The 13,630-nt window shown below is 72.3% G+C and carries 11 protein-coding genes and 1 pseudogene; 7 read left to right on the top strand and 5 right to left on the bottom strand.

Features of this window, described 5'->3' with window-relative positions; translation table 11 throughout:
- Positions 1-18 precede the first annotated feature (18 nt).
- Positions 19-1,506 (bottom strand): aldehyde dehydrogenase family protein, encoded by a 1,488-nt coding sequence (locus FRCN3DRAFT_RS0231000; protein WP_083401367.1) that lies wholly within the window; start codon positions 1,504-1,506, stop codon positions 19-21.
- 476 nt (positions 1,507-1,982) lie between these two features.
- On the opposite strand from FRCN3DRAFT_RS0231000, the gene FRCN3DRAFT_RS0230995 reads away from it, so the two are divergent.
- The 7 genes from FRCN3DRAFT_RS0230995 to FRCN3DRAFT_RS0230965 all read left to right on the top strand — a co-directional run bounded on the left by FRCN3DRAFT_RS0230995 (position 1,983) and on the right by FRCN3DRAFT_RS0230965 (position 9,799).
- Positions 1,983-3,194 (top strand): metal-dependent hydrolase family protein, encoded by a 1,212-nt coding sequence (locus FRCN3DRAFT_RS0230995; RefSeq protein ID WP_007510041.1) that lies wholly within the window; start codon positions 1,983-1,985, stop codon positions 3,192-3,194.
- A 28-nt stretch (positions 3,195-3,222) separates the two neighbouring features.
- A complete protein-coding gene (locus FRCN3DRAFT_RS0230990) occupies positions 3,223-3,774 on the top strand; it encodes a nuclear transport factor 2 family protein (protein WP_007510040.1) in 552 nt (183 codons plus the stop codon).
- On the top strand, positions 3,771-4,946 hold the full coding sequence (locus tag FRCN3DRAFT_RS0230985; RefSeq protein ID WP_007510039.1) for an acyl-CoA dehydrogenase family protein: 1,176 nt from the start codon (positions 3,771-3,773) through the stop codon (positions 4,944-4,946). Before FRCN3DRAFT_RS0230990 ends, FRCN3DRAFT_RS0230985 begins: the two co-directional genes overlap by 4 nt.
- 2 nt (positions 4,947-4,948) lie before the next feature.
- Complete coding sequence (locus tag FRCN3DRAFT_RS0230980) at positions 4,949-5,767, top strand: acyl-CoA dehydrogenase family protein (RefSeq protein ID WP_007510037.1); 819 nt, start codon at positions 4,949-4,951, stop codon at positions 5,765-5,767.
- A 195-nt stretch (positions 5,768-5,962) separates the two neighbouring features.
- Complete coding sequence (locus FRCN3DRAFT_RS47110; RefSeq protein WP_007510035.1) at positions 5,963-7,276, top strand: sensor histidine kinase; 1,314 nt, start codon at positions 5,963-5,965, stop codon at positions 7,274-7,276.
- A complete protein-coding gene (locus FRCN3DRAFT_RS0230970) occupies positions 7,273-7,941 on the top strand; it encodes a response regulator (protein ID WP_007510033.1) in 669 nt (222 codons plus the stop codon). The genes FRCN3DRAFT_RS47110 and FRCN3DRAFT_RS0230970 overlap by 4 nt, the downstream gene beginning before the upstream one ends.
- A 298-nt stretch (positions 7,942-8,239) precedes the next feature.
- On the top strand, positions 8,240-9,799 hold the full coding sequence (locus FRCN3DRAFT_RS0230965; RefSeq protein WP_007510032.1) for an alpha/beta fold hydrolase: 1,560 nt from the start codon (positions 8,240-8,242) through the stop codon (positions 9,797-9,799).
- A 279-nt stretch (positions 9,800-10,078) separates the two neighbouring features.
- Here FRCN3DRAFT_RS0230965 and FRCN3DRAFT_RS57945 read toward each other — a convergent pair.
- From FRCN3DRAFT_RS57945 to FRCN3DRAFT_RS0230945, 4 genes and pseudogenes are all read right to left on the bottom strand, one after another.
- Positions 10,079-10,309: pseudogene (locus FRCN3DRAFT_RS57945) on the bottom strand (DUF2784 domain-containing protein); the annotation flags it as partial.
- Between the two features lie 176 nt (positions 10,310-10,485).
- Positions 10,486-11,283 (bottom strand): enoyl-CoA hydratase, encoded by a 798-nt coding sequence (locus tag FRCN3DRAFT_RS0230955; RefSeq protein WP_007510027.1) that lies wholly within the window; start codon positions 11,281-11,283, stop codon positions 10,486-10,488.
- 112 nt (positions 11,284-11,395) lie between these two features.
- Entirely contained in the window at positions 11,396-12,571 is a 1,176-nt protein-coding gene (locus FRCN3DRAFT_RS0230950; protein WP_007510025.1) for an acyl-CoA dehydrogenase family protein, read from the bottom strand.
- Complete coding sequence (locus FRCN3DRAFT_RS0230945) at positions 12,555-13,613, bottom strand: acyl-CoA dehydrogenase family protein (protein WP_007510023.1); 1,059 nt, start codon at positions 13,611-13,613, stop codon at positions 12,555-12,557. The genes FRCN3DRAFT_RS0230950 and FRCN3DRAFT_RS0230945 overlap by 17 nt, the downstream gene beginning before the upstream one ends.
- Between the last annotated feature and the right edge of the window lie 17 nt (positions 13,614-13,630).

The following is a 13,630-nucleotide window of genomic DNA, read 5'->3' as shown; positions in this document are numbered from 1 at the left end:
GGTCCGTGCTCCTTCGCTCTAGCCCAGGGAGAGGCTGATGGTCTTGGTCTGGGCGTAGTCGTGCAGGGCCTCGACGCCCTTCTCGCGGCCGTAGCCGCTGTTCTTGTAGCCGCCGAACGGCGTCTCGATGTTCAGCGGGCCGCCGTTGACGGCTACCTGGCCGGCCTGGATCCCCTCGGCGAGCCGCAGCCCGCGGGCGACGTCACCGCTCCAGACGCTCGCGACCAGGCCGTACTCGGTGTCGTTCGCGAAGGCGAGCGCCTCCGCCTCGCCGGAGAACCGGCGGGTGACGAGGACCGGCCCGAAGACCTCCTCGCGGGCGAGCGGATGCGTCGGCGGCACGTCGGCGTACACGGTCGGGCGCACGTACTGGCCGGCCGCGCCCGGGCCGTCGTCGTAGGCGGCGCCGCCGGTCACCGGGAGGATGCCGTCCCGCGCGGCCTGGGTGAAGGCGGCGAGCACCCTGGTGAACTGCGCCTCGGTGATGATCGGGCCGAAGTCGGCCCCCGGCTGGAGCCGCTCGAGTCTCTCGACGACGCGCGCGACCACCTCGTCGTGGACCGCGTCCTCGACGAGCAGGCGGGTCGTGGCCGAGCAGACCTGGCCGGAGTTCGCCTGGATCGCGCCTGCGGCGGCGGCCGCGGCGCGGTCGAGGTCGGCGTCGGCGAAGACGACGACCGGGGACTTGCCGCCGAGCTCGAGGGTCACCGGGATCAGCCGGTCGCCCGCGACCCGGGCCAGGTGGCGCCCGGTGGCGACGGAGCCCGTGAACGCCACCTTGCGCACCAGCGGGTGAGCGGCGAGCGGGGTGCCGACGTCGGGCCCGGTGCCGGTGACCACGTTGAGCAGCCCGTCCGGCAGCCCGGCGGCGGTCGCGAGCCGGGCGAGGCGCACCGTGGACGTCGAGGTGAACTCGCTCGGCTTGGCGACGACGGCGTTGCCGACGGCCAGCGCCGGGGCGAGCGCGCGGCTCGCCTGGTTCAGCGGCAGGTTCCACGGGGTGATCGCCCCGATGACGCCGTACGGCTCGAGCCGGGTGTAGGCGTGCGCCCCGGCGCCGAGGTCGATCGTGCGGCCGTGCAGCGCGCGCAGCACCCCGGCGTAGTACCGGAAGTACGCGACCGACATGTCGATCTCGAGCTTGAGCTGACCGTCCGTCTTGCCGGTGTCGGCCCGCTCCAGCTCGGTGAGCTCGCCGGCCCCGGCCGCCATCGCGTCGGCGACCGCGTGCAGGACGTCGGCGCGCTCGCCGGCGGGCCGCGCCGCCCACGCGGGCCAGGCGGCCGCCGCCCCGGCGACGGCGCGCTCGACGTCGGCCGCCGTGCCGGCGGCGATCTCGCCGGCCGGCTCGCGGGTCGCGGGGTTGCGGGTGGGGAAGTAGGCCCCGCCCGCGGGGGCCGCGGCCACGCCGTTGATCCAGTGCTCGTGCCGCCGCGGCGCCGTGACGGCCGCGCTGACGGCCCCCGTCGGGCCGGCGGCCGCGTTCGTGGTGTCGGTGACGCTCACCGGGCTACCTTCCCTTCCACGGTCGCGGGTGCCCTCGCCTCGGTGAGGACTTCCTCGCCTCGGTGAGAACCTCCTCGGCACGGTGAGAACTTCCGTGGCACGGTGAGAACTTCCTCGGCGCGGCTGCCCGTGAGGGCGCCCGGGCGTCCGAGGCGCCCCGCGCCAGCGTGTGGACCGTTTCGGGCGCCGCCGTAGGTACTGCTGATCGGCTCTGTTCTCCTGTAGGGAAACTAGCTTCTCGCCCTGCGAGAATCAACTGTGCAGTCGATCTTCGGGGTCGGGGTGCCCCCGCGCCCGGCCCGATTCGCGCTGGTTGAGGGCTCGCGGCTTCTGCACGGCGGTCAGGGCTCCGGGCTGGGACGTTTGACGCGGCGGCGCACCACGTGAAAATCTGGCACTCAACTCTGAGAACGTGATTCTCCTAACCTGGCTGGTCGTATCCTGGCCGGGCTCGAAGGGAAGAGGTGAGCACTTCCATGCTGACCCTCAAGGCCGCGGGCCTGCTGGACGTCGACCACGGCGAGATCATCCGGCCGGGAATCCTGAAGGTCGACGGTGAGTACATCGTCGGCCTGGGCGGCCAGCCCGAGGGCGAGGTCATCGACCTCGGCGACCTGATCCTGGTGCCCGGCCTGATGGACATGGAGCTCAACCTCCTGATGGGCGGCCCCGGCGAGAACCAGTTCACCGGGCAGATGCGCGACGACCCGCCGCTGCGGATGATGCGCGCCACCCAGAACGCCCGCCGTACCCTGCGGGCCGGGTTCACCACCGTGCGCAACCTCGGCCTGTTCTGCAAGACGGGCGGCTACCTGCTCGACGTGGCGCTGATGAAGGCGATCGACTCCGGCTGGGTCGACGGCCCGCGGATCGTGCCCGCCGGCCACGCCATCACCCCGACCGGCGGCCACCTCGACCCGACGATGTTCGGCCAGTTCGCCCCGCACGTCCTGCAGCTCACCGTCGAGGAGGGCCTCGCCAACGGCGTCGACGAGGTCATCAAGGCCGTCCGCCACCAGATCAAGCACGGCGCCCAGGTCATCAAGATGTGCGGTTCCGGCGGCACCATGACGCTCACCGGCCCGGCGGGCGCGAAGCACTACTCCGACGCGGAGGTGCTCGCGATCACCGACGAGGCGCACCGGCGCGGCCTGCGGGTCGCGGCGCACACCCACGGCTCGGAGGCCGTGACCCAGATGGTCGAGTGCGGCGTCGACTGCATCGAGCACGCCTTCATGATCGATGACGACACGATCAACCTGATGGTCAAGCGGGGCACCTACCTGGTCGCGACCCAGGCGCTGATCGACGGCATGGAGGTGCTCAAGTCCTCCGACCCGAGGATCCAGGCGAAGGCCGCCCGGGACTGGCCGAGGGCCAAGGCGTCGATCCGCAACGCGATCGAGGCCGGCGTGAAGATCGCCATCGGCTCGGACGCGCCCGCGATCCCGCACGGCAAGAACGGCAACGAGCTGGTCACCATGGTCGACCGTGGCATGACCCCGCTGCAGGCGATCCAGGCCGCCACCATCGTCGGCGCCGACCTCATCGACGTCACCGACCGGGGCCGGCTGGCCGAGGGCCTGCTCGCCGACGTGATCGCCGTCCGCGACAACCCGCTCGAGGACATCCGGGTCTTCACTCGCGTCCCCTTCGTCATGAAGGGTGGTAAGCAGTTTGTCTACTGAGCCCGAGACCAGCGCGCCGGAGACCCCAGTGTCCGAGACCCCAGCCGCGGAGAACCCCGTGCCCGAGAACTCCGTGCCCGTGAACTCCGGCGCCGAGAACCCTGTCGCCGAGAGCCCGGTGTTCGAGAACCGGGCGCCGGAGACCGCGACGGTGAAGCCGAACCGCATCGAGGATCTGGTCGAGATCCAGCAGACCCTCGCCCGCTACGCGGTGACCATCACTCAGGGCGACATCGACGGCCTGACCAAGGTCTTCACCCCCGACGGCACCTACACCGCCTTCGGGGACACCTTCGCGCTGAAGGACTTCCCGGCGCTGGTCGCGGCCGCTCCCAAGGGCCTGTTCCTGACCGGAACGCCCGCCATCGACTTCGCCGACGACGGGATCAACGCCACCGGCACCCAGCCGCTGTGCTTCATCGAGCACTCCAAGCACGACATGCGCATCGGCTACTACCGGGACACCTACCTGCGCACCGCCGACGGCTGGCGGCTGCGCACCAGGGCCATGACGTTCATCCGCCGCAGCGGCGCGCACGACCACGGCATCCCGCACGTCATCGAGCGGATCAACCTGTGAGCCCGACCTCGCTGGTGCCCGCCGGGTTCGTCCCGCCGGTGGACGGGGAGACGGTCACCGTCGAGGAGTTCCGCGCCGCGGTGCGCGCCTGGCTCGACGAGCGCGCGACCGAGCTCGCCAAACCCGCCGACCACTCGCTCGACGCCGAGGTCGCCCAGCTCGGCAAGGTCCGCCGCGCCCTGTTCGACGCCGGCTGGATGCGCTACGGCTGGCCGGTCGAGGCCGGGGGCCTCGGCGGGCCGGACGTGCTGCGGGCGGTGCTAGGAGAGGAGGTCGCGAACCGCGACCTCACCGACGCGACCAACTACTCGCTCGTCGAGGTCCTCGCCCCGACGATGATCTCGTACGCGAAGCCGGAGTTGGCGGCCCAGATGCTGCCGTTGCTGCTGTCCGGCCGCGAGCAGTGGTGCCAGGGCTTCTCCGAGCCCGGTTCCGGCAGCGACCTCGCGTCGCTGACGACCCGCGCGGTCCAGCGCGAGGACGGCGCCTGGGTCATCAACGGCCAGAAGGTCTGGACGAGCCTCGCCCAGTACGCCCAGCGGTGCGTGCTGCTCACCCGCACCGCGCCCGGCCACGCCGGCATCACCGCGTTCTTCGTCGACATGGACACCCCCGGCATCACCGTCCGCCCGCTGCGCACCATGCACGGCGTCGACGAGTTCGCCGAGGTGTTCTTCGACGACGTCGTCATTCCGAACGAGCGGATGCTCGGCAAGGAAGGCGACGGCTGGAGCCTCGCGATGGACCTGCTCCCGTACGAGCGGTCCACCTGCTTCTGGCACCGGATCACCTACCTGTTCACCCGGCTCGACCGACTCGTCGTCGACGCGGACACGGACGGAAGCGAGCCGACCGCGACCACGGACGCGGCCCTGGGTGCCGCCTACCTGGCGCTGCACACCGTCCGCTGCCGTTCGCGCAACACCCAGCGCCGGCTCGCGGCCGGCGCGAACCTGGGCCCGGAGACGTCCGTGGACAAGATCCTGCTGGCGACCGCCGAGCAGCTGCTGTCCAACACGGCGCGCGACGTGCTGCCCGGGGTGATCGAGCTGGCCGACAGTGACTGGCGCACCGAGTACCTGTACTCGCGGGCCGCGACCATCTACGGCGGCACCGCCGAGATCCAGCGCAACATCGTCGCCCGCCGGCTCCTCAACCTGGGCAAGGAGTAACCGTGGACGCGGAGGAACGGGAGCTGCTCGCCGCGGCGCTGCGCGGGACCATGACCGAGACCCCGGCGGGGGCCGCGCTCGACGCGGCCCTGGCCGAGCTCGGCTGGGAGGACCTGCTCGCCGAGGAGCCCGACGTCGCCGTCCCGCTGGTCTTCTCGCTGCTGGGAGAGACGGGCGCGCACGCCTCACTGCTGGGCGACGTGCTGCTCGTCGCCGCGGGCCAGCCCGTCGGCGCCGCCGTGGCGCTGCCCTATGCCGGCGGCCGCCACGTCGTGTGGGAGCGCGGGGACGCGGGTGACGACGGCGAACTGCTCGACGCCGCCCTGCCGCTGCGGGCCGTCGATCCGGACGCGGCCGACGGCGGGAAGGCGGCCGCCGATCCGGCGGCGCTCGCCGCGGGCCGCCGGGCGCTCGGCTGGTGGCTGGTCGGCACCGGCCGGGCGATGCTCGACCTCGCCCGCACGCACGCGCTCGACCGGGCCCAGTTCGGCAAGCCGATCGCGGCGTTCCAGGCCGTGCGCCACCGCCTCGCGGAAACCTACGTCGCCCTGGAGGGCGCCGAGGCCACGCTCACGGTCGCCGAGGACGAGCTTGGCTCCCTGCTGGCCAAGGCGTCCGCCGGCCAGGCGGCGCTCGACGCCGCCCGTCACTGCCAACAGGTCCTCGGCGGCATCGGCTTCACCGCCGAGCACGCCCTGCACCACCACATCCGCCGCGCCCTGGTCCTCGACGGCCTGCTCGGCAACTCCCGAGAGCTCACCCGCCAGGCCGGCGCCCTCATCCGTGCCCAGGGTGTCGCGCCCCGGCTGGCTCAGCTGTAGCGGGGTAACGGCCAAAGCCCGGCTGCCGGTGGCCGCCGACGCCCGTTCCCGCGCGCACCCCGGCGGGCCGGCCAACCGGGTACCGCGGCCGCGGTACCCGGTTGGCCAGTACCGCCGCCGCGGTAGGTGACGTGCCAGGAAGGGCCCGCGGCAGGCCGATGTGCCCGGGACTGACCTCTTCTACCGTTGGTGACCATGAGTCTTGGTGGCCGGCGGTGGCTGGCCCGGCCGCGACGCCGCGTGCCCGACTGGTTGACCGACGTCATCGTCGCCGCGGTCGCCGCCGCGTGGATCGCCTACCGGATCTCGGTCGGCCCCGGCGGGCTCGCGACGACGAACCCTGGTTCTCCGGCGTACGCGCTCGGTCTCACCATGGCGGCGATGCTGCTGGCACGGCGTCGCTGGCCGCTGACCGTGCTGCTGGTGGACTCGCTTCTCTGGCTCGGCTACCACATCGCGGATCTCCCGGGCGGGGCGCCGGCGCCGGCGCTGTGGGTGGCGCTGTTCACGGTCGCGGCCTCGTCCGGCAACATGCGTCGCGGCATGCTCCTGGCCGCCTGGTTGCTCACGACCGACCTCGCGGGACGGGCCTATCCCGGTGAGCACCCGGGCGCCTATCTGCTGGACGCCGGCGCCGACGGCAGTCTCACGCTGGCCGCCGCGTTCCTGCTCGGGTACGCCGTCCGGGCGCGCGACGACCTGCGCCGACAGGCAGCGCAGGAGCGGGAGTGGGAGGCCTGCCGACGGGTCGACGAGGAGCGCCTGCGGATAGCCCGGGACCTGCACGACATCCTCGCGAGCACGGTGAGTGTGATCACGGTGCATGCGGGAGTCGCCGCGGACGTGCTGGACCGTCGGCCCGCCGTCGCCCGGACCGCCATCGAGACGGTCCGCGCCACCTGCCGACAGGCGCTGGCCGAGCTGCGCGTGGTGATCGGCGTCCTGCGGCAACCGGCCGGCCACCCGCGAGCAGGCACGGCGCCCCGCTCCCCGTTCGCGGGGGAGGGCTCCGGATCGGGAGCCTGGTCGGCGGGAAGGCCGGCGCCAACGGGCGGGGAGACCCTCGACGCGCCGCCCGCGCCCGCACCTCGGCTGGATCAGCTCGCGCAGCTTCTCGACACCGCGCGCGGCGCCGGTCTGCGCGTCGATCTGACCGTGGTCGGCGAGGCCCGGGCGGTGCCGGCGGCGGTGGAGCTCGCCGCGTACCGGATCATCCAGGAGTCGCTGACGAACGTGGTCCGGCATGCGGGCGCCGGCGTCGCGACGATCAGGATCGACTACCAGCGCGAGGGGATGGCGGTCGAGGTGGCGGACGATGGCCGAGGGTTGTCCGCCGGGCGCGCCCGGCATGGGCAGAGCCCGCGGTCCACCGGCCCGAGCGCGGGCGGATACGGGCTGGTCGGGATGGCCGAACGGGCCGCGTCCGTCGGCGGTCGGCTCGACGTCGGACCCGGGCATCCGGCTGGCTGCGTGGTCCGGGCCTGGCTACCCGCCCTGGAGCGGCCGTGACCGTGCGGGTGCTGCTTGCCGACGACCAGGCCCTCGTACGGGCGGGTTTCCGGGTCCTGCTGGAACAGGCCGACGACCTCGAGGTCGTCGGTGAGGCCGGCGACGGCGAGCAGGCCGTGGGGCTGGCCGTGTCGACCCGGCCGGACGTCGTCCTGATGGACGTCCGCATGCCGGTGCTGGACGGGGTGGCGGCCACCCGGCGGATCGTCGCGGACGACAGGCTGGCGGCGACCCGCGTCATCATGCTCACCACTTATGAGCTCGACGAGTACGTGTTCGGCGCGCTGCGGGCGGGGGCCAGCGGCTTCCTGGTGAAGGACATCGAGCCGGCCGACCTGCGCGCCGCCGTGCGGGTGGTGGCCCGGGGCGACGCCCTGCTCTCGCCAGGGGTCACCCGGCGACTGGTGGCCGCGTTCGTCGCCCAACCCGCCCATCACCGCGCCGATGTCGCCCGACTGGCCGTGCTCACCGCGCGGGAGACCGAGGTGGTGGCCCTCGTCGCGGAAGGGTTGAGCGACCGGGAGATCGGCGGGCGGCTTCACCTGAGCCCGGCCACCGCTAAGACACATGTCAACCGGGCGATGGTCAAACTGCACGTGCGGGATCGCGCGCAGCTGGTGGTACTCGCCTACCAGACCGGTCTGGTCTCCGCCACCGAGGCCTGATCTCCGCATCGCCGTGCGACCGTCGTCGCGGCTGCGGCACCTACCGCGAATCCGGTATCACGGCGTCCGCGCTGGCGGGACGCGCGTCGCGTCGCTGCTTTCTACCTTTCGCGACGCATGGCCAGAAAGGGCGATGCCACGAAGGACGCGAGAGGTGGACGACATGCAGGTGCCCGAGACTGAAACCAGGACCAGGACCAGGACCAGGCGCGGAACCACGAAGGGCCCAGCCGCGACGACGGCGCGAAGGAGGGTGTCTGGCGGGGCTGGTGGCCGGTGGGACCCGTTCCGGACGCGCATGGCGCCCTTCGGCGTGGCGCTGGGGCTGGGGCTGACCATGCCGATCCTGGCAGGTGCCTGCCCGGCCGGGCCGGCGGCCACCGTACCGGCCGCCGCGGCGGCGTCGCCGTTGGCGTGGACGTCGTGCGGTCCCCGCACGGATCCGACCTCGCGGTGCGCGACGCTCGGTGTCCCTCTCGACTGGTCCGACCCCGACGGACCCACGACGACGCTCGCGATCGCCCGGCACCCCGCCACCGACCAGGCTCACCGGATCGGCACGCTGCTGTTCATGCCCGGTGCCGGCGTCTCGGTCGTCAACCAGGTCGCCAGCCCGTCCAGCGGCGGCCTCGGGCCGGCCGAGGAGCTGGCCCGCCGGTTCGACCTCGTCGGCATCGATCCGCGTGGCGGCGGTCTCGACCTGACCCTTGGCGAGCATGACGCGACCGTGCACAGCGCTCCCCTCGACTGCGCGCTGCCCTTCAACAGCCCCACCGTGACGCGCTTCCCGAGTGACCAGGCCGCGTTCGCCGCGCTACGCGGCCGCAACGGTGCACTCGCCGCGAGCTGCCGGGGCGGCGGGGACGGTGGCGCCAGCCGCGCCTCCCTGGTCGGACAGGTCGACGCGGTAAGCCAGGCCCGGGACGCGGAGGCGGTCCGGCGCGCCCTCGGCGAGCCGGTACTGAGCTGGTTCGCCTGGACCTACGCCAGCCTCGTCGCGCAGACCTACGCCCACCTCTACCCGGACCGGGTCCGAGCCATGGTCATCGACAGCCCGCTCGACCACTCGGTGCCGACCGCCAGGTATGTGCGTGAACAGGTCCTCGCCGTCGAGGAGAGCTTCCGACGGTTCACCGCGTGGTGCGACCGGGCTCCCGACTGCGCGCTGCATGGCCAGGACGTGGCCGCGGTGTACGACGAGCTGATCGCCCGAGCCACCCGCGAACCGATCCCCACGCCGGGGGTCGACCATCCCGTGACCGGAGAGGAGATCTCCTTCATGACGATGTACGCGCTGGCGAACGGCAACCTTCCGGCTGGCCACGGCGGCTGGGCCGACCTCGCCTACGGGCTTCGGCAGGCCCAGCTGGGCAACAGCCTGTTCGGCCAGGCCTACCCGTACAACTTCGGACCCGCCTACTACCACCCGTACCGGGCCGTCGGCTGCCTCGACTTCCGCAACGAGCTGCCCGCCGGCGACGGCGCGGCCTTCGCCGAGCTTCAGCGGCTGCGGACCGAGATCCGCGCGCTCGCCCCACACACTCGGGGAGCGGCGGACTCCTGGGACTACCTGACCGGCTGCCTGGGCTGGCCCTACCCGCCCCGGGTCGACGCGCGGCCACCGCGCGTGCAGGGCACGCCGCCGATCCTGCTCGTCGTCACCCGGCACAACCCGCTCGCGCCCTACACCCTGGCGCTGCGGGTCGCCGACGAGATCGAGCACGCGGCCGTCGCCAGGTATGACGGCGACGCCCACATCGCCTTCTTCAATTCCCGGTGCGTCGCGGACCTGGAGCAGCGGTACCTGGTCACCGCCGCCGCGCCCCCGCCCGGCACCAGCTGCGCCGACGGCTCCTGACCGGTCTTCGGCCCGACGCTCCCGCCCGCGAGACGCCTGGCCAGCAGGAGAAAGACCGTGCACCAGGCCCGCGCACCGGGTGTGTCGGCGTATGTCGCCCGCAGGACCAAGGGGACGGCGACCGCGAGCAGGCCGACCGGAGCGGCGAGCGGAATCCCGGGTCGCCCGCTGTCGCTTCTGGGCCTGTTGGCGTCGGCGACGCAGCCTGACCAGGCTGGCCAGATATCCAGCGAGCACAGCTACGGCCACCAGCGCACGCACAAGCCAGGTGAACCGCTCGGGATAGACGACACCTGCCAGATAGTGATCTATGAACGGGCCTGGGTACACGTGCTCGCCGCCCAGCCGGCGGAGGTATTTCTCCAGCAGGGTCAGCGGGCAGGCGAAGCCGATGGAGATGATCGCCACACCCCAGCCGACGGCGGGCACATGCAACCACAGCACGCGCGGCCATCGCCAGACGAGTAGACCGCCGGCGGCAATGAAGCCGATGGCAACGAGGTGGATCATCACCACGAGGTCGGCCAGGAGTCCGTACAACATGGCGTGCCTTCCGGACCTCTACGCTACCGCCTCCGTGGCCGTCGCACCTTCCCATGGCCCCACTACGCCCGACGGGACTCCCACGACGTCCCGCGGACGCTCGCGGCCGGACTGTGGTGACGGAGCCGGCCGCTGAGGACCGCCTAGCTGGCGGACTTGATGGTGGTCTTCATCTGGTCGAGGTTGACCAGGACCGGGAAGCCGGACACCGAGAGCGCGTTGCCGTGGCCGGTCTCGTGGATGTCGAAGACCGACTGGATCGCCGCGTAGAAGCCCTGGACGTCCAGGGTCTGGTTGACGGCGCGCTTGGCCTGGCGAAGACCGAACGACGGCATCGCCGCGATCTGGGCGGCCAGCGCCCGGGTCTCGGTGTCCAGGTCGGCCCGGGGGACGACCTTGTTCACCATGCCGACCTTCTCCGCCTCCTCGGCGGTGATCGCCCGGCCGGTGAACAGGATCTCCTTGGCCTTGCGCGCCCCGAGCTCCCAGGTGTGGCCGTGGTACTCGACGCCGCCGATGCCCATCGCGACGACGGGGTCGGAGAACTTCGCGTCGTCCGCCGCGATGATCAGGTCGCACGGCCAGCACAGCAGCAGCGCGCCGGCGATGCAGCGGCCCTGGACAGCGGCGATCGACGGCTTCGGGACGTTGCGCCAGCGCAGCGAGAACTCCAGGTAGCGCCGGGCCTCGATCCGGTAGATGTCCTCAAGTGTGATCTTGGCCGGCGCCGGGGTGGAGGGGTCCGGCTTCAGGTCGTGGCCGGCGGAGAAGTGCTTGCCCTCGCCGCGCAGGATGATGACCTTCACATCCGGGTCCTCGGCCGCCTTGACCCAGGCGTCGTTGAGCTCCTCCAGCAGCGCGCCGTTCTGGGCGTTGGCGGCTTCCGGCCGGTTCAACGTGATCGTCGCGATGTTGTCGGCGACGTCGTAGAGAATGTACAAGTCAGTACTCCCATGACCGTTCGGCTGGTGGGCCGAAGGGCGTGCGAAAATGATCTTTCTTCGCGCGCCCGGCGGCCGATGTTCTCGGGCCGATGGTTCAGCCCCTGACGGTTCAGCCCCGGGGCAGGCCGAGGACCCGCTCGGCGACAATCGTGCGCTGGATCTCGGACGTCCCGCCAGCGATGGTGCCGGAGAAGCTGCGCGCGTACCGGTCGAACCAGCTGGCGAAGAACCAGTCGAGGTTCAGGTGCTCGAAGGGCCGGCTCGGCTTGTCGCGGGTCAGCCCGGCCGGTCCCTGCGCGAGGAGCGCGTGCCGGGTGGACGTGCGGACCGCCTCGGAGCCGAACAGCTTGAGCACCGAGATCGAGGCCACGTCCTCCTCCCCGCGCGACGCTCGGGCCAGGGCCGCGGAGCCGAGCAGCCGCAGCGCCTGGGCGTCCATCGCGAGGGTGGCGTACCGGTCGCGGTCCAGCGCCGACGTCGGTCGGAAGTCGTCGACCAGCTCGTCGAGGTGGTCGGCGAAGCTGAGCCACAGCATGGTGCGCTCGTGGCCGAGCGAGCCGTTCGCGACGTGCCAGCCCTTGTTCAGCTCGCCGATCAGGTTCTCCGCCGGTACCCGGACGTCGTCGAAGAAGACCTCGTTGAAGTCGAGGTCGTCCGCGCCGACGATCGAGCCGAACGGCCGGCGGGTGATGCCCGGGAGGTCGGTCGGGATCACCAGGACGCTGATGCCCTTGTGCTTGGGCGCGTCCGGGTCGGTACGCACGAACGTCAGCAGGATGTCCGCGTCGTGTGCGCCCGAGGTCCAGATCTTCTGCCCGTTGACCACGAAGTGGTCGCCGTCGAGCGCCGCCCGGGTGCGCAGCCCCGCGAGGTCGGAGCCCGCGCCCGGCTCGCTCATGCCGAGCGCCGCCGTGATCTCGGCGCGCAGGATCGGCACCGCCCAGCGCTTCTTCTGCTCCTCGGTGCCGAACGTGAGCAGCGAGGCGGCGATGATGCCGAGGCCCTGGGGGTTGAAGCTGTGGTAGACGTGCCGCCTGCCCAGCTCCTCCAGGTGGACGAACTGCTGCAGCAGCGTGGCGCCCCGGCCGCCGTACTCGGGCGGGTTGCCCGGCAGCAGCCAGCCGTTGTCGAACAGCAGCCGCTGCCAGCGCCTCGTCCACGCCGGCATGTGCGCGGTGGAGGTCGGCCGCTCGGTGGTCTCCTCGACGCCTGGCAGGTTCGCGTCGAGGAAGGCCGCGAACTCGGCGCGGAAGGCCTCGACGTCGTCGTCAAACCGCAGCCGCATGGTGCTCCTCCGAGGTTGGGCTGGCCGCCGGGGTCACCGCGGGGGCGTCGAGCAGCGCGGCTGCGATCCTGGCCCGGTGTACGTCGGCGCCGCCGAGCAGCAGCTCGCCGGACAGCGCCCGCTTCAGCGCGAACTGCAGGTCGTTCTCCCAGGTGAAGCCCATGCCGCCGAACAGCTGGAAGCCGGTCTCGAACACGACCGTCGTGCACTCGCCGGCGGCCGCCTTCGCCATCGCGGCGGCGGTGGCGCGCCGCGGGTCCTGCTCGGCGATCGTCAGCGCGGCGAAGTAGGCGAGAGCCGTCGCGCGCTCGATCGCCACGTGCATGTCGACGGCCTTGTGCTTGACGGCCTGGAACGAGCCGATCGGGACGCCGAACTGCTCGCGGGTGCGGACGTGGGCGAGCGTGAGCTCCAGGATCCGCTTGCAGGCACCGGCCATGGTCAGCGCGAGGCCGGTGAGCGCGATGTCGCGGGCGAGGTCGACGTCGGCGCCGGTCCTGCTCTCCTCACCAACCCTGACCTGCCAGAAGCTGACGTCGGCGACGTGCAGCAGCGGGTCGAAGACGCTCTCGCGGTGGACGGTCGCCTCGGTGGCGGGAACGGTGAACACGCCGGCGTCGGTGACCACGGCGAACCAGTCGGCCCGGTCGCCGTCGAGGACGTGATGGCCGGTGCCGTCGAGGATCCAGCCCTCGCCGCCGTGCGGGTCACGGTGGGCGCTGACGCCGTCGAGGACGGCGGTACCGGACTGCTCGCCGGAGATGACGCCCGGCGCGAGGGGGGTGAACCAGGTCATGGTCGCGAGGTAGGGCGTCGGGTCGGTGGCCCGGCCGAGCTCCTCGAGCAGGATCGCGAGCTCGACTGCCTCGGTCGCCTCGGTCAGCTCGGTCCAGCCGAGGCCGGTGAAGGTCCGCCAGAGCGGTCCCGGGTCCGCGCCCTGGTCGGCGACGGAACGGACCAGCGCGGGCGGGCACTCCTTCGCGAGGACATCGCGGACGGTCGTGCGCCACAGCTGCTGGTCGGAGTCCAGCTCAAAGAGCATGCCGGCTCCCGACGGTT

This window comes from Pseudofrankia saprophytica (assembly GCF_000235425.2).
Classification (GTDB): domain Bacteria; phylum Actinomycetota; class Actinomycetes; order Frankiales; family Frankiaceae; genus Pseudofrankia; species Pseudofrankia saprophytica.
The sequence above is the reverse complement of the archived record's forward strand: the minus strand, read 5'-3'. Positions and strand labels throughout refer to the sequence as shown.